18 protein-coding genes are annotated in these 14,686 nt (G+C 60.6%); 6 read left to right on the forward strand and 12 right to left on the reverse strand.

Annotated features, from left to right (window positions below; translation table 11 throughout):
• Window positions 1-3 precede the first annotated feature (3 nt).
• The 11 genes from ACP7AP_RS11960 to ACP7AP_RS12010 form a co-directional block, all read right to left on the reverse strand.
• The gene (locus ACP7AP_RS11960) at window positions 4-336 is read right to left on the reverse strand and encodes a hypothetical protein (RefSeq protein WP_426034434.1); all 333 of its coding nucleotides are present in this window, start codon (window positions 334-336) and stop codon (window positions 4-6) included.
• Window positions 317-724: a hypothetical protein gene (locus ACP7AP_RS11965; RefSeq protein WP_426034435.1), complete on the reverse strand. Its 408-nt coding sequence runs from the start codon at window positions 722-724 to the stop codon at window positions 317-319. The genes ACP7AP_RS11960 and ACP7AP_RS11965 overlap by 20 nt, the downstream gene beginning before the upstream one ends.
• Window positions 724-2,526, reverse strand: a complete 1,803-nt coding sequence (gene sdhA / locus ACP7AP_RS11970; RefSeq protein WP_426034436.1) for a succinate dehydrogenase flavoprotein subunit — start codon at window positions 2,524-2,526, stop codon at window positions 724-726. Before sdhA ends, ACP7AP_RS11965 begins: the two co-directional genes overlap by 1 nt.
• Before the next feature lie 9 nt (window positions 2,527-2,535).
• A complete protein-coding gene (sdhD, locus tag ACP7AP_RS11975) occupies window positions 2,536-2,907 on the reverse strand; it encodes a succinate dehydrogenase, hydrophobic membrane anchor protein (protein ID WP_426034437.1) in 372 nt (123 codons plus the stop codon).
• A gap of 10 nt (window positions 2,908-2,917) precedes the next feature.
• Window positions 2,918-3,310 (reverse strand): succinate dehydrogenase, cytochrome b556 subunit, encoded by a 393-nt coding sequence (gene sdhC, locus ACP7AP_RS11980; RefSeq protein WP_426034438.1) that lies wholly within the window; start codon window positions 3,308-3,310, stop codon window positions 2,918-2,920.
• Window positions 3,311-3,516: 206 nt separating this feature from the next.
• The gene (locus ACP7AP_RS11985; RefSeq protein WP_426034439.1) at window positions 3,517-4,278 is read right to left on the reverse strand and encodes a DUF4344 domain-containing metallopeptidase; all 762 of its coding nucleotides are present in this window, start codon (window positions 4,276-4,278) and stop codon (window positions 3,517-3,519) included.
• A gap of 66 nt (window positions 4,279-4,344) precedes the next feature.
• Window positions 4,345-5,373 carry a MaoC family dehydratase gene (locus tag ACP7AP_RS11990; protein WP_426034466.1) on the reverse strand — a complete coding sequence of 343 codons (1,029 nt, stop codon included), beginning with the start codon at window positions 5,371-5,373 and terminating at the stop codon, window positions 4,345-4,347.
• A 97-nt stretch (window positions 5,374-5,470) separates the two neighbouring features.
• Window positions 5,471-5,674, reverse strand: coding sequence for a DUF1737 domain-containing protein (locus tag ACP7AP_RS11995; RefSeq protein ID WP_426034440.1), 204 nt, complete (start codon window positions 5,672-5,674; stop codon window positions 5,471-5,473).
• The gene (locus ACP7AP_RS12000) at window positions 5,674-6,231 is read right to left on the reverse strand and encodes an NnrU family protein (RefSeq protein WP_426034441.1); all 558 of its coding nucleotides are present in this window, start codon (window positions 6,229-6,231) and stop codon (window positions 5,674-5,676) included. The genes ACP7AP_RS11995 and ACP7AP_RS12000 overlap by 1 nt, the downstream gene beginning before the upstream one ends.
• 10 nt (window positions 6,232-6,241) lie before the next feature.
• A complete protein-coding gene (locus tag ACP7AP_RS12005; RefSeq protein WP_426034442.1) occupies window positions 6,242-7,102 on the reverse strand; it encodes an HpcH/HpaI aldolase/citrate lyase family protein in 861 nt (286 codons plus the stop codon).
• Window positions 7,103-7,337: 235 nt separating this feature from the next.
• Window positions 7,338-8,090, reverse strand: a complete 753-nt coding sequence (locus ACP7AP_RS12010) for a sulfite exporter TauE/SafE family protein (protein ID WP_426034467.1) — start codon at window positions 8,088-8,090, stop codon at window positions 7,338-7,340.
• A 32-nt stretch (window positions 8,091-8,122) separates the two neighbouring features.
• Here ACP7AP_RS12010 and ACP7AP_RS12015 point away from each other — a divergent pair, with 32 nt between their 5' ends.
• The 6 genes from ACP7AP_RS12015 (at window position 8,123) to ACP7AP_RS12040 (ending at window position 13,438) form a co-directional block, all read left to right on the forward strand.
• Window positions 8,123-8,278, forward strand: a complete 156-nt coding sequence (locus ACP7AP_RS12015) for a hypothetical protein (protein ID WP_426034443.1) — start codon at window positions 8,123-8,125, stop codon at window positions 8,276-8,278.
• 34 nt (window positions 8,279-8,312) lie between these two features.
• Window positions 8,313-9,275, forward strand: a complete 963-nt coding sequence (gene mdh, locus ACP7AP_RS12020; RefSeq protein ID WP_426034444.1) for a malate dehydrogenase — start codon at window positions 8,313-8,315, stop codon at window positions 9,273-9,275.
• Between the two features lie 217 nt (window positions 9,276-9,492).
• The gene (locus ACP7AP_RS12025; protein WP_426034445.1) at window positions 9,493-9,891 is read left to right on the forward strand and encodes a hypothetical protein; all 399 of its coding nucleotides are present in this window, start codon (window positions 9,493-9,495) and stop codon (window positions 9,889-9,891) included.
• Between the two features lie 261 nt (window positions 9,892-10,152).
• A complete protein-coding gene (gene pepT, locus ACP7AP_RS12030; protein WP_426034446.1) occupies window positions 10,153-11,394 on the forward strand; it encodes a peptidase T in 1,242 nt (413 codons plus the stop codon).
• 107 nt (window positions 11,395-11,501) lie between these two features.
• Complete coding sequence (locus tag ACP7AP_RS12035; protein ID WP_426034447.1) at window positions 11,502-12,173, forward strand: class I SAM-dependent methyltransferase; 672 nt, start codon at window positions 11,502-11,504, stop codon at window positions 12,171-12,173.
• A 71-nt stretch (window positions 12,174-12,244) separates the two neighbouring features.
• Window positions 12,245-13,438: a hypothetical protein gene (locus tag ACP7AP_RS12040; protein WP_426034448.1), complete on the forward strand. Its 1,194-nt coding sequence runs from the start codon at window positions 12,245-12,247 to the stop codon at window positions 13,436-13,438.
• 226 nt (window positions 13,439-13,664) lie between these two features.
• Here the strand turns inward: ACP7AP_RS12040 and ACP7AP_RS12045 are convergent, their stop codons facing one another.
• Window positions 13,665-14,630, reverse strand: coding sequence for a glycosyltransferase family 2 protein (locus tag ACP7AP_RS12045; protein WP_426034449.1), 966 nt, complete (start codon window positions 14,628-14,630; stop codon window positions 13,665-13,667).
• Window positions 14,631-14,686 lie beyond the last annotated feature (56 nt).

The following is a 14,686-nucleotide window of genomic DNA, read 5'->3' on the forward strand; positions in this document are numbered from 1 at the left end:
CACTTACCCTTTCAACGGCGGCACGCCATTGCGTGCGAAACAGGCCGCGGCAGTGGGCCTTGTGGCAAGGTTACGGATATTCTGCACCGTCAACGTGCCCGCCTCAACGCCCACATCCCGCGCCAAAGCCTGGATTTCATCCGTCCCTGCGGCATCAAGCACGCATTGCGTCGCAGCCTCCGCCATATTGCCCGGCAATTCCCGCGCCATCACCGGGCGCACCACCGTCTCCGCCGTCCGCCGCATCGCCTTATCCGCCAAAACCTGCGGATAGCAGGCGGCAAGCAGACCAAACGCCACCAGCGCGCTCAGCGCGTTAAATCGGCAAACAGGCATAGCCATCTCCTCCGGTAAAGGTATTGCGGCAAGCGCGGTGTCCGGTTGGTGCAGGTGGGGCCGCAGATTTAGGCACGGACACCCCAGAGGTATAGGTTTCAACGCTCATCGGGCCGCTGCTGCCTTGGGTTTCTACAACCACCCTTCTGCCGCCCACACCAGAAGCCGCCGAAGCCTTCGCTTTCACGCAAGCATTGATCGCCGCCAGTTCTTTCGGCGTGCCGGGAATATCGCCCTGCACACCGGATGCATGCAGCGCCGCCGCCCGCGCGGTAAAGCCTGACTCGGCGCTGCATTGCTCCACCACCGTCACCGACGGCTGCGACGCGGCACCAGTGTCGACGCATCCCGCCAGAGCCAACATGATCAGCAGCGCTGCGCCACGCATCAGAACTTCCTTTCAGCCGGAGCGATCTTCTTCAACGAAATCCCGCCATCGGCTTCACTGGTCAGCGGCGCTGTATGCACCGGGCGATAGTCTAGCCGCACGGAATTTCCGTCAACCCAAGCCAGCGTGTGCTTGCGCCAATCGGCGTCATTGCGCGTGGCGTAATCTTCATGCGCATGGGCACCCCGGCTTTCGGTGCGGGCGTGCGCGCCGTAGATGGTGGCGAGGGCATTTGGCATAAGGTTCTGAAGTTCCAGCGTTTCCATCAGATCAGAGTTCCACACCATCGAGCGGTCTGTCACCTTGATATCGCCCATCTTGCCCGCAATCGCGGTCATCTTCGCAACCCCTTCGCCAAGGGTCTTGTCGGTGCGGAACACCGCCGCATCGGCCTGCATGGTCTTTTGCATCTCCAACCGCAGATCGGCGGTCGGCACCGCGCCATTGGCCTGCCGCGTTGCATCAAACCGCCCCAAAGCGCGGTCAACCTCGGCCCGGTTCACATCCGCCGCGCGTTCCTTCGGGTTCACAATCTCGCCCGCGCGGATCGCCGCCGCCCGGCCAAACACCACGAGGTCAATCAAGCTGTTCGAGCCCAAACGGTTCGCGCCATGCACCGAAGCACAGCCCGCCTCGCCCACCGCCATCAGCCCCGGCACCGTGGCATCGGGATTGTCATGCGTCGGGTTCAGCACTTCACCGTGATAATTCGTCGGAATCCCGCCCATGTTGTAATGCACCGTCGGCAGCACCGGGATCGGCTCTTTCAGCAGATCGACGCCCGCAAAAATCCGCGCGCTTTCCGAAATCCCCGGCAGACGCAAAGCTAGGGTTTCTGGCGGCAAATGGTTCAGGTTCAAGTGGATGTGGTCTTTGTTCGGCCCCACCCCCCGGCCTTCGCGAATTTCAATCGTCATGCAGCGCGACACATAATCCCGCGGCGCAAGGTCTTTATAATGCGGCGCATAACGCTCCATGAACCGCTCGCCTTCCGAGTTGGTCAGATAGCCGCCCTCGCCGCGCGCGCCTTCGGTGATCAGGCAGCCCGAGCCGTAAATCCCGGTCGGGTGAAACTGCACGAATTCCATATCCTGCAACGGCAACCCGGCGCGGGCGACCATGCCACCGCCATCGCCGGTGCAGGTATGCGCCGAAGTCGCGCTGAAATACGCCCGCCCGTAACCACCCGTTGCCAAAACCGTCATCTTGGCGTTGAACACATGGATCGTGCCATCGTCCAATTTCCACGCCACCACACCGGTGCAGCGACCCTCGGTCATGATCAGATCAATCGCGAAATATTCGATAAAGAACTCGGCATTGTTCTTCAGGCTCTGCCCATAGAGCGTGTGCAAAATCGCGTGGCCTGTGCGGTCGGCGGCGGCGCAAGTGCGCTGCACCGGCGGGCCTTCACCGTATTCGGTGGTATGGCCGCCAAACGGGCGCTGGTAAATCTTGCCTTCCTCGGTGCGCGAGAATGGAACCCCGTAATGCTCCAGCTCGTAAACCGCTTTCGGGGCCTCGCGCGCCAGATATTCCATCGCATCGGTGTCGCCCAGCCAATCGCTGCCCTTCACCGTGTCATACATATGCCATTGCCAAGAATCCGGGCCCATATTGCCCAAGCTGGCAGCGATCCCGCCCTGTGCCGCCACGGTATGCGAGCGGGTCGGGAACACTTTGGTCACGCAAGCGGTGCGCAACCCCTGCTCGGCCATGCCCAAAGTCGCGCGCAAACCCGCACCACCAGCACCCACCACGACCACATCATAGTCATGCACTTCATACGGATAAGCAGTCATATCAGCCCCTTAAAGCGCAATGCGCACAAGGGCATACAGCCCCGTCGCCGCAATCACGGTGGAAAGCGAGATCACAAACATGATCGACAGTTTGCGCGCGGTGCCATGCACATAATCTTCAATCATCATCGTGGCCCCCATCGCGAAATGCCGCATCCCCACCACCAAAACCAAAGCCGTCAGGATCGAAGTAAACGGGCGCGCAAACGTCGCCCGCACCGCCTCGTAATCCTGGCCCAGCGCATGACCCACGATATAAACCCAAGTCGGAACAAGGAAAGCCAGTGCGACCGATGAGAGGGTCATCGACCAATGATGCGCCGTGCCAGTGTGGGAAGCCCCACGACCGATTGCCCGTTTGCGCGCGGTAAGATAACGCATATTCAGCCCCTTACACGATCAGAATGGTGATGATAGTAAACAGGAACGACCCCGCGATGATGCCCCAGCCCAGCTTTTCAGCAATGGCAATCTCTAGCCCGTGGCCTGCATCGAAATAGAGATGCCGCAGGCCAGACAGATAGTGATACCACACCGCCCAAGCCGAACAGGTGAACACCAGATCGCCAAACCAACTTGTCGCCACACGGTTCGCCACTGCGAAGTATTCGGGCGATACCGCCGCCGCAAACAGCCACCACACCGCCAGCATCACACCGACGATCAGCCCGTTGCCGGTGATCCGGGTCAGGATCGAGGTCACCGAGGTCAGTTGTACGCGATAGTAGGGGCCGATCATAAACGGCGAAAGTGGGCGTTCGACGACCCGTTTGTTCTCGGCCATAACGGTTGCCTTCCTCTGATCTTTCTTGATCCGCATCAGGACTGCCCAAGAAGTTTCACCTGGCGGCTGCGCGGCTTTGTTCTTCAATAGCGCTTATATCACGCATGTCACCCCAAACCACGCTGCAACTGCACAATGTTTTCGCTATCAGGCGCAGTTTTTTGGCTTTGTGATCACATGGAAAAATCGCGTGATCACAAAGTCCGTCAATCTGGCGAGGCTTCCCACATCGCTTGCAGGTTCTGGGCATATTCGTTGCAGATCGTAATAGTTTGCTCGCTGGGGCTGTAAAAAGCGTTCGCCTCGCCACAATCGGTCACCACTACGCTCACCTGCAGCGGCAGGCCGTAGCGCGCGTTGATGCCTGCAACCTCTTCGGCGATCAGATCGGCAAGCGGTTGGCCTTCTTGCCCCGGCTGCATCACCAGCCCGACATTATCACCCCCCGGAGTCGCATCCGCCAGCACCGCATCCCAAGACCCCGCCGCCGCCTGCCATTCATCCGGGCAGCGCTCTGCCCGTTCTGGCGGCAGACCCAATTCATCTGCAAGACCCTGCCGCGCCTCGGGGTTGGCACCGTAGAACAGACAAACCACCGAATAATAGCGCTGCATATCCATGCTGTGTTCGTCGGAATACGACGGCTCCTCACCGCCCGCTGCGCGCTGATCGGCCTGCAAAGCATAGGCCGTGGCATCGCTGGCAAGGATATTCGCCGCAGCCTCCTCCTCCCAGATGTCATTCATCAAGATCACCGACAGATGATCCGCCGCGTCTTCTTCCTTGCCCAAAACCGGCAGTTGCAGCACGTCGATCATCGCGTGGCCCAATTCGTGATAGAAGGTCGCGATCACCTCATTGGCGATGAAGGCGGATTCTTCCTCATCCTCGGGAAACTGAAACACCGTCTGCGCCGTGGCACTTGCAGCCGCTGCACATAGCAAGGCCGCCCATAGAAATTGCCGCATGATCCCCCCGATTTTTCGCCAACCTGCCACGGTCCGCCCATTCAGGCAACCGCCAGCAGACAAACGCTAAACCGGCATCAGCGCCCAATAGTCCAAATCAAGCAGCACCTCGGGCAGATACTTGCCATCCGCACCGCGCAAAGCCCCCGCCGCCCCGCGCGTCGCCACCAGTCGCAGCCGGATCGCGCCGACTTCCTTGGCATCGGTTTCGACCCTATCCAACACTTCCGACCATGCCCGCACCGTATCGCCCGCAAAGCACGGATTGGCATGGACACCGCCGTTCAGTGCCACCAACATCTGCGCATTGGCCAACCCATTGAACGACAAAGCCCGCGCCAAAGAAATCACATGCCCGCCATAGATCAACCGCTTGCCATCCGGGCGCTGGGTGGCGTCAAAATGCACCTTGGCGGTGTTCTGCCACAGCCTTGTGGCCAGCATATGCTCGGCTTCCTCGATGGTGACGCCGTCAACATGGTCAATCACCTCGCCCACCGTATAATCGCGCATCCGGTGCGGCTCGCCAGCCAGCGCAAAATTATAGCCGCTAAAATCAAGTCCCTGCGGGATCACCAGTGCCGCAGGCTCCACCACCGATGCCAGCTTTGGCACCACCGTCACCGGGGCCGCTGCGCCAAAATCGCGCTTTTTCACCATAACCCAACGGACATATTCCAGCACCGTCTCATCATGCTGGTTCAGCCCGACAGTGCGCACATACACCACGCCCGATTGCCCGTTGGAATTTTCCTTAACCCCGATCACCGTGCTTTCCGAGCGCAAAGTATCCCCCGGCCACACCGGCCGCAGCCAGCGCCCCTCGGCATAGCCAAGGTTTGCAATCGCATTCAGCGACACATCCGGCACGGTCTTGCCGAACACCACATGGAAGCCGATCAGATCATCCAAGGGGCTGAACGGCAGACCACACTCCTGGGCAAAAATATCGCTGGAATACAAAGCATGCCGCGCCGGGTAGAGCGCATGATAGAGCGCGCGCTCCCCCATCTTCACCGTCCGCGGCACCGCATGCACGATCACATCGCCCAGCCGGTAATCCTCAAAGAACCGCCCCGCATTGGTCTTGATCACATCAATCTCCCCGGCAGAGTGCGTGATTTCACGCACCGCGCCTTATGCCTCGCCCAAGGGGGGTAGGGCGGGGTTCACCCCGCCGCACCCGCAAGCCCTAAGCCTCACCCAGCTTTATCCCGGGGTCATAGGCCCCCGGCACATCCTTCACCACCGCCTGCCCGCAGCGCATCACGGCCCGGCTGGCGTCAAACCCGTAAGTCGGCCCGCCATGCAGCACCCAACCCTTGCTCAGCGCCAAGCTCACCTTGTGGCAAAACGCAGACGTGTCGTCGTCAGACAAAAACCGATACAGCTGCATCAGGAATAGGTGCCCATAAACACCGGATGCCCCAGCCATGCGTGGATCAGCGCAATCACCCCCAGCAGCAGCACAGTGCCGACCAAATTCATCGCATCGCCCTTGATGCCGCGCCCATTTGTCGGGGCCACCCAAGCCTCGGCGCGGTTGATCAGCACCATCTCGGCCAGCGCCCAAAGCGCCATGCCGCCAAACAGCACCAGTGACGCCTGATCGCCGTTGACCAGCAAATGCGCCCCCGCCCAAATCACCACGCCCCACAGCATCGGATGCCGGATTTTCGGATACAAAACGCCCTTGGTCCCGCCGACCCCGAACAGATACAAAGACACCAACATCAAACTGTTATTGGCATGCCCCATCCCCGGCAGCGGCGTGTAAACCGAAACCCACTCCGCTGCGCGGTAGCCTACGACCATCAGCACGATGCCCGCCAGCGACAAGACCGTGACCAAAAGTTTGCCCTTGTCGCCCATCCCGGCCCGCATATTCGGTGCGAAACGTTTGAAAAAATGCGCGCCCATCCATAGCGCCAGTCCCAAAATCAGCCAGATCATCGCCAAAACCTCATGCAGACAGCGCGGCTATCATCTGGGCCTTCCCTAGAACCGCCTGTGCGGTGACGATATGCAGGTTTTCAACAATCTTTCCATCCACAACCGCCACGCCCTGCCCCGCCGCCGTGGCCGCAGTGAACGCCGCAATCTGACGGCGGGCGAGGTCCAACTCGGCCACCGACGGCGCAAAAGCCGCATTGGCAATCTCAAGCTGCGCCGGGTGGATCAGGGTTTTGCCGTCAAAGCCCATGTCGCGGCCCTGCACAGATTCCGCGCGCAGCCCCGCCTCATCCTTGAACGCATTATAGACGCCATCGACAATCACCCGGCCATAGGCCTTGGCCGCCAGCAGACACAAGCCCAACCCTGCCTGCAGCGGCAACCGATCCGCCCGATACCGAGCGCCCAATTCCTTGCCCAGATCATTGGTGCCCATCACCATGCCGGCCAGCTTCGGATGTGCGGCAATCTCGGCCGCGTTCAACATGCCCAGCGCGGTTTCCATCATCGCCCACAATGGCTTGGCCGTCACAGCCTCAGCCGCGTCCAGATCCGCCGCCCGGTTCACCTTGGGGATCAGCACAGCCTCCACCCCGGGATGCGCCGCAAACACCGCCAAATCTTCGACCCCCCATGGGGTATCCAACCCGTTGATCCGCACAATGCGCGCCCGATGGCCATAGCCGCCCTCAGCCAAAGCCTGCGCCAAAACCTCCCGCGCGAGCGCCTTCTCCTCCGGGGCCACCGCATCCTCCAGATCGAAGATGATCGCATCCGCCGCAAGGCTGCGCGCCTTCTCCAGTGCCCGCGCTTTCGAGCCCGGAATATACAGCACAGATCGGAACGGGCGGCCCGACGGGATGGGGGTCATGATTCTCTCCAGCAACAATATTGCGCCAAAAGGCCCTATTTCGCCACTTTCAGCAAGTCCAGAAATGCCGCAGTGCAGAAAAAGCCGCGCGCGGCCTTAACACTTTCCTCGCATCTTCCGCGCAGCCTAAGCCCTAACCCCAACCGGAGACCACAATGGAAAAGACCTTCTTCGCTTTGTCGCTTGGCTTCGCAGGCCTGATCCTCGCCGCCCACGCAGCCCAAGCCGCCCCGGCTCAGAGGGCCTTATACCCGTCCCAGATCAGCTTGATCGACACCAGCAACAGCGCCCAGGTCACCAGCTGAAAAAACAACCGCTCCGGCAACCATTTCACCAGCCGCACTCCGACAAAAACCGAAATCGCCGCAATCGGCATCAGCACCAACACCTTCTCAAGGCTGGCCAAATTGATCTGCCCCAACATGTAATACGGGATCAGCTTGATCGCATTGATATAGGCAAACGCAATCGTCGAAGTGCCCGCAAACACCGCTTTGTTTAGGCCCAACGGCATGGTGTAAACCTGATAGGGTGGCCCGCCGGAATGGCTGACGAAACTGGTGAACCCGGTCACAGCCCCCCAGAAAATGCCCGGTGCCAGCTTGGCCCGCGCAGGCTCGATGATCATCTGCCGCTTGATCAACAGGTTCAGCGCGAACACCACACCGATTACCCCGATCAGCACTGTCACCCAAGCCTCTGACACCAAAGTTGCGGTGAAATAGCCAATCGCCACCCCCAAAGTCGCCGCTGGCAGCAAAATCGCCAGCACGCGGGCGTTAAACGCATGGCGATAGGCGTAAAGCCCGAACATGTCGGACACCACATACAGCGGCAACAGCAGCCCCGCCGCCGTCACCGGAGAAATCCCCGGCACCAGAGCCAACACCGGCACAGACAGCATCCCCACCACCGGCAAACCGCCCTTGCCCATGCCGACAAACACCGAGGCAAACACCGCCAGCGCCCAAAACGCAAATCCATCCATCATGGCTCTTTCCCCTGCCTGCGGAATCACCCATGATCACCGCGTTGCCGATCCCGGCGGCCGTGAATCGCAAGCTTATCGCCGAAGCCAAAGCTGCCAGCGCCCGTTTAGCGCAAACAGTCAAGGCAGGCCAGCAGCTTAGCCTGCCGCAGTGCAGCAGCTTGCATTCAAAGGCCAAACGGGTTTAGCATACCACAGTATACAAACCCTTCGGAGACTCAAATGGCACGCCCAAAAATCGCGCTGATCGGCGCAGGTCAGATCGGTGGCACGCTCGCCCATCTCGCCGCCATCAAAGAACTTGGCGACATCATTCTGTTTGATATTGCCGAGGGCACCCCGCAAGGCAAAGCGCTGGATATCGCGCAATCCGGCCCCTCGGCAGGCTTTGATGCCAGCCTCAAGGGTGCCAATTCCTACGCCGATATCGCCGGAGCCGACGTCTGCATCGTCACCGCAGGCGTGCCCCGCAAACCGGGGATGAGCCGCGATGACCTGCTGGGCATCAACCTGAAAGTGATGAAAGCGGTTGGCGAAGGCCTGAAAGCTCATGCCCCGAACGCCTTCGTGATCTGCATCACCAACCCGCTTGATGCGATGGTCTGGGCGTTGCGCGAATTCTCCGGCCTGCCGCATCACATGGTCGTCGGCATGGCGGGCGTGCTGGATAGCGCCCGCTTCCGACACTTCCTGAGCGTTGAATTCGGCGTCTCGATGCGCGACGTCACCGCCTTTGTGCTGGGCGGCCACGGCGACACCATGGTGCCCTTGGCGCGCTATTCGACCGTCGGCGGCATCCCGCTGCCCGATCTGGTCGCGATGGGCTGGACCACGCAAGAGAAACTCGACGGCATCATCCAGCGCACCCGCGACGGCGGCGCGGAAATCGTCGGCCTGCTGAAAACCGGCTCCGCCTTCTACGCCCCGGCGACCTCCGCCATCGAGATGGCCGAAGCCTACCTGAAAGACCAAAAGCGCCTGCTGCCCTGCGCCGCCTACGTTGACGGAGCGTTGGGCCTAACCGGCATGTATGTCGGCGTCCCCACCGTGATCGGCGCAGGCGGGATTGAGCGTATCGTGGACATCAAGATGACCGCCGACGAGCAAGCGATGTTCGAGAAATCGGTGGATGCGGTGAAGGGCCTTGTCGCCGCCTGCAAAGCGATTGATCCGTCGCTGGCGTAAGCCATAGTCGGCACGGTAGGCTGCGTAATTTCACGCAGCACCCTCAAATGCGCGCCTTGAAAAGGGCGCGCATTTTGCGTTCTCCCGGTATCCTGCCTATTCGAGTATACCGCAAGTCCCACATTTTTTTCCGACACACACCCGCAATAAGCCCCGTAAAATCGCCTCATCTCTCCGTCAAAAACGCGCAACCACGCATTCAAAGTTCCGGTTGTGAATGTTTCTGCGCTTCGTTCGACCAAACAAAATCAAGTTCATGGCCGCCCGCGCCGGCTTTCTGAATGCTGCTTACGAAATGCGCTCCGTCCGAACCAATGACCGGCACAGCTCGGCGATCCTTGAAGACCACTTGGCTTGGTTTCGAGAAAACCTTGCCATCCCGACAAAGTTTACCCGGTCAAATTCAAAGGGGGCATGGCGCAGCGATGTCGCGAAGGGCCCGAGTTGGTTTAAGGCGGATGCGCTTGAAATGCTTGCACATGCGCATGATCTTACCGCAATGTTGATGGAAAACGGCTATCCGATTGCAATCTTGCGCACCGAACGCATCGGCTATGTGATTTATGAAGATGCACATCAGGCCGTTGCAGAACCCTTTGCCGACACCCCGATATGACCGCCCAATATTTCAAATTTCTCTCCCCGTTCACATTGGCCCAAATACTCCACGGGGGAAGGCTATTGGCCCTGTGCCAATAGCCGTGGGGGTGTGAAACCCCCATCTTCCCCACTCAATCCTTAACAAACCCTTAATTCAACCACCCCAACCCATTGATTCTAAACACACTAAAAAGGTCCCGAGTTGGGACCACCCCGAAATCCCCTTGACACGCCATGCCCCCTCCGCACAACTCCCCTCAAACCCCCGGAGGCCAGTATGACCGATTTCCACGCCGAACTTGAATCCCGCCTGATCCGCTATGCCAGCCTCGACAGCCAATCGAGCGACACGTCGGAAACCTCGCCCTCCACCGAAATCCAGCTGACCATCCTGCGGCTGCTGGAGACCGAGCTCAAAGAAATCGGCGCGTCGGACGTGCAACTCACCCCCTACGGCACCGTCCTCGCCACCATCCCCGGCACCGTCCCCGGCCCGACCGTCGGCCTGCTCGCCCATATCGACACCGCCCCACAATTCAACGCCACCGGCGTCAAACCCCGGGTGATCCGCGGCTACAACGGCGGTGCTGTCAGCTTCCCCGACGACCCGAGCCTCAGCCTTACCCCAGATCACAACCCCTACCTCGGCACCAAACAAGGCCACGACATCATCACCGCCTCGGGTCTCACCCTGCTGGGGGCCGACGATAAAGCTGGCGTCGCGATCCTGATGACCGCCGCCCGCCACCTGCTCGCCAACCCCGAGATCCCGCACCCCACCCTGCGCCTGGCCTTCACCCCCGATGAGGAAATCGGTCGCGGCGTCCATTCCAGCCTACCCAAAGATCTTGCCGCCGACTTCGCCTACACCTTCGACGGAGGGGCAGTGGGCGAGATCGAGTATGAGTCGTTCTCCGCCGATGCGGCAGTCGTCACCATCAAAGGCGTGTCGATCCATCCCGGCCTGGCCAAGGATAAACTCGTCAACGCCATCCACCTCGCCGCGAAGATCATCCAGACCCTGCCGCATGCCACGCTCACCCCGGAAACCACCTCCGACCGCGACGGTTTCATCCACGCCACCGATATGAGCGGCGGCTCCTCGGAAATGATCCTCAAATTCATCCTGCGCGACTTTGAACGCGATGGCCTCGCCGCCAAAGGCGCGCTGCTGCAACAGGTCTGCGCTGCCGTCGCCGCCACCGAACCGCGCGCTGAAATCACCTGTGTGATCAAGCCGCAATACCGCAACATGCGCTATTGGCTGGAAAAAGACATGACCCCGGTTGAGCTTGCCCGCAACGCCGCCCGCAGTCTGGGGATCGAGCCGGTCTCTGTGCCGATCCGCGGCGGCACCGATGGCTCGCGCCTAACCGAGATGGGTGTGCCCTGCCCCAATCTGTTCACCGGGATGCAGGATATTCATGGCCCGCTGGAGTGGATTTCGGTGCAGGATATGGGCCAAGCCACAGCGTTCTGCCTCGCTCTTGTGCAAGAAGCGGCTAAGCCTAAACCTTAATTCAGGTTTTCATCCTCTGCGCGGAAATATCTCACGGGTCCGGGGGTGGGGGTACGGGGGCCGGGTCCGGGGGTGGGAAACCCCCGGCGTTTGTGGCAAGAAACCCCATGGCCCAGCACATCTCGCCCTATCATGCCCCGGATTTCTACGCTGATGCCCTTGCAAAAGGCCGTCACCGCGACATCGTTGGCGGACGCTGGGAGGAGACGGGCAAAATCCAGATGGAACTTCTGCGCGGGGCAGGGTTGCAACCGGAGCACCGTTTGCTCGACATCGGCGCGGGGTCGCTGCGGCTGGGCTGCAAGGCGGTGCAATACCTGACCCCCGGCCACTATTGGGCGACCGATCTGTCCGGCGCGCTGCTCAAACGCGGTTACGAGACGGAAATTGCGGATAGATCCCGTCTCTCGCCGAGCCATCTGATTGAGGACAGCAATTTCAACTTCCCAAGTGTGCCCGACACCATCACCCATGCCATCGCCTTTGCGGTGTTCACCCATCTGCCTGCCAATCACCTGCGCCGCGCGCTGATCCAAATCCGCGCCCGCTTTCCGGCCTTGCAAAAGCTGATGTTCACCACCTTCCTCGCCCCCGATGCCAGCGCCAGCCTGCTTGCGGTCAAACAACCCGATGGCGTGGTGACGCACGATACCCGCGCGCCCTATCATATGCTGGCCGAGGACGTGCTGCAGCTGACCCGCGCCTCGGGCTTCGCGGTGGATCAACACCAAACCCGTTTGCCGCGCGGGCAGGTGTTGTTCGTGGCCACCCCGGTCTAGGGTCTGGAATCCCGCAGTTGCCATCGCAGACCGCCCGGCGCACCCTGCGCCAAATCCGAGTGGAGATTGCCATGCGTATTCTGCTTGCCCTGCTGCTGTGCATGACCACCCCGCTGCACGCCGAAACCCTTTCCGCCGAGATTGGCAGCAAGGGGCTGCGCACCACCGAGACGCGGCTGGCTGCTCTGCCTGCGCCGACAGATGCCGACCGTTTTGCGCTTGGCGGCGTGCGGTTTCTGGGCGCTGTCGAGGCCGCGTTGCAACTGCGTTACGCAGCAGGAATGACCGACCGCACCGGGATGCTGCCGTTCCTGCGTCTGCCGCTGGCGGATAACCCCCGCCACGCCGCCTTCCAGCCTGCGATGATTGCCGATCTGTTCCGCACCATGGATGGTAAGCTGGAGCAGGCCCGCGCACCACTGGCCGAGATCGCCGAACACTCTGATTTCACACTAGAGATCAACTTTGCCGATCTGTGGTTTGACATCAATGCCAACCACACCCGCGACATTGGCGAGGATGCGATGGCGGTGCTGGGCCCGATGCTGCTGGGTTGGCAATGGGACAGCCGCGACCCCGCCACCCCCGCCCCGGTGGTGCAATTCGACGCCGCGGATGCAGCTTGGCTTTCGGCCTACACACATTTGTTGCAGGGTGTGGCCGATCTGGTTCTGGCCTATGATCCGACCGAGCCGATCACCCGCATCATCGCCGCCCGCGACAAGATGGTCAGCCTTGGTGGCACCGCGCCCAGCTTTCTCGGCGATGCCAGTGGCGGACTGGACGAGGTCGATCTGATCGCCATCCTGATCGCCACGCTGCAACAAGCCCCCGATGCCGCCCGGATGACCAGTGCGCATCAGCATTTCCTAGCGATGATCGCCGACAACCGCCGCTTCTGGGCCGAAGTGGCGCAGGAGACCGATAACGCCGCCGAATGGCTGCCGAATGACAAACAGCAATCAGCCTTGGGCGTGACCCTGCCGCCGGGCACCGGAGCGGTGTGGCTGTCGGTGCTGGGCGATGCCGAAGGGCTGCTGAACGGCAGCAAACTCGCGCCCTATTGGCGGCAAGAGGGGGCGGCGGGCGTGAATATCGCCAAGGTCTTTACCGATCCGCGCCCCGCCGATCTGGCAGGCTGGATTCAAGGCTGGGCTGCCGTGCCCTATCTGGAAAAGGGCCCCGTTGTCAGTGCACAAAACTGGAGCGCGTTTGAGCAGATGATGGGTGGCGAAGCGATGATGCTGTCGTTCTATCTGAACTGAAGCGGTTTGCGTTCTATCTGCCCGCCCAGGATTTTTTTCTGACCGACCAGCCTTTCGCGGATTTGCACTTTTCCCAGCGGGGAAACGATTGTGTCACCTTGCTATCCTAGCCACAACATATTGTGGTCTAACTGTACAACTGAAACTTTGGTGACGTATTTGGCCACTAACAGCGTTGTGCAGGCTTGGTCCGATAACCGCTTTCGTTATTTTTTCACACTGAACACTAGGACAAATCCGGCGCATATTGCCGCAAAAATCCAGCATAGCGCTGGCGCAAACTGGCATCAAACGCCGCCTCTGACAGATCCGGCGCAAGGCCCGCTGCGGCCAAAACCGGGCGTGGATCAAAGCCTGTCTCGTCCAAAGCACCGAAGCGCCGCAACTGCCTGATCTGATCAGGCTCCAACTCTTTCAGCACCGCCACCAAGGCCGCGCGCATCTCTGGCTCTGCCATCGCCTCACACATCGACAAAAACTGCGTGGTACGCGCCTCGCCGTGGCGGTTGCTGGCGTAACTCGGCGGCTCATTGGCCCGGCGCAGCAATTTCAGGGTGAAATGCAACCGCGTCAGCCCATCAAAATGCAACATCCGCGTGGTCAAAATCGGCCGATGCACTGGCTTGCCTGTCGGCGCGTGCAGCCCCATTTCCATGCCAGCCCCGACCCGTACCAACGCTTTACCCGCCTTGTGCCCGGTCAAGCCAAAGTGGAAAAAATCCTGCATCTCGCCGTAAACCGTAGCACCATTGCGACTATATTCCGGCACCTCGTGGCGAAAAATACCCGAAAAAATCGTCTCCCCCACAGCGCCCTTGGGATAGACCCGCTCGGCGACCAGCAAGCGCATATACATCGCCCGCGCCGGGGCCGTTTCAAGTTCCGCGCGCAAAGCATTGCCATCGCGAATAAATTCGTCACCGTCGCAATGCAGCAGCCAATCGGCATCGCAGGCCGCATAAACCCGCCGCGCATTCTGCACCTGCCGATTGGTGTGCTGCCCGGGACGCGCCCCCCGCTTGGACGTGGCCCAATACGCCGCATCACAAACAGTCACCTCACAGCCCGGCAGCTTTGTCAGCATCGCTTGGGCTTCTGGGTCGGGCTTATCCAGGAACAGATGCACTTTACAGGCGCCCTGAGCGAGATGATGCGCAGCGAAAGCCGCCACCAGCGCGCTAGGCTCATCCACGGTTGTAACCACTGCCCAAGTTGGTTTCATTGAACTGTTGCCATCCCGATTTACAC

Origin of the sequence: Cypionkella sp. TWP1-2-1b2 (genome assembly GCF_049896245.1) — a bacterium.
In the GTDB taxonomy this organism is placed as follows: domain Bacteria; phylum Pseudomonadota; class Alphaproteobacteria; order Rhodobacterales; family Rhodobacteraceae; genus Cypionkella.

Bases quoted from the DNA above. Each gene is read 5' to 3' on its own strand.
- ACP7AP_RS11960 (WP_426034434.1), bottom strand. From the start codon at position 336: ATGCCTGTTTGCCGATTTAACGCGCTGAGCGCGCTGGTGGCGTTTGGT.
- ACP7AP_RS11965 (WP_426034435.1), bottom strand. From the start codon at position 724: ATGCGTGGCGCAGCGCTGCTGATCATGTTGGCTCTGGCGGGATGCGTC.
- sdhA (WP_426034436.1), bottom strand. From the start codon at position 2,526: ATGACTGCTTATCCGTATGAAGTGCATGACTATGATGTGGTCGTGGTG.
- sdhD (WP_426034437.1), bottom strand. From the start codon at position 2,907: ATGCGTTATCTTACCGCGCGCAAACGGGCAATCGGTCGTGGGGCTTCC.
- sdhC (WP_426034438.1), bottom strand. From the start codon at position 3,310: ATGGCCGAGAACAAACGGGTCGTCGAACGCCCACTTTCGCCGTTTATG.
- ACP7AP_RS11985 (WP_426034439.1), bottom strand. From the start codon at position 4,278: ATGCGGCAATTTCTATGGGCGGCCTTGCTATGTGCAGCGGCTGCAAGT.
- ACP7AP_RS11995 (WP_426034440.1), bottom strand. From the start codon at position 5,674: ATGCAGCTGTATCGGTTTTTGTCTGACGACGACACGTCTGCGTTTTGC.
- ACP7AP_RS12000 (WP_426034441.1), bottom strand. From the start codon at position 6,231: ATGATCTGGCTGATTTTGGGACTGGCGCTATGGATGGGCGCGCATTTT.
- ACP7AP_RS12005 (WP_426034442.1), bottom strand. From the start codon at position 7,102: ATGACCCCCATCCCGTCGGGCCGCCCGTTCCGATCTGTGCTGTATATT.
- ACP7AP_RS12010 (WP_426034467.1), bottom strand. From the start codon at position 8,090: ATGGATGGATTTGCGTTTTGGGCGCTGGCGGTGTTTGCCTCGGTGTTT.
- ACP7AP_RS12015 (WP_426034443.1), top strand. From the start codon at position 8,123: ATGATCACCGCGTTGCCGATCCCGGCGGCCGTGAATCGCAAGCTTATC.
- mdh (WP_426034444.1), top strand. From the start codon at position 8,313: ATGGCACGCCCAAAAATCGCGCTGATCGGCGCAGGTCAGATCGGTGGC.
- ACP7AP_RS12025 (WP_426034445.1), top strand. From the start codon at position 9,493: ATGTTTCTGCGCTTCGTTCGACCAAACAAAATCAAGTTCATGGCCGCC.
- pepT (WP_426034446.1), top strand. From the start codon at position 10,153: ATGACCGATTTCCACGCCGAACTTGAATCCCGCCTGATCCGCTATGCC.
- ACP7AP_RS12035 (WP_426034447.1), top strand. From the start codon at position 11,502: ATGGCCCAGCACATCTCGCCCTATCATGCCCCGGATTTCTACGCTGAT.
- ACP7AP_RS12040 (WP_426034448.1), top strand. From the start codon at position 12,245: ATGCGTATTCTGCTTGCCCTGCTGCTGTGCATGACCACCCCGCTGCAC.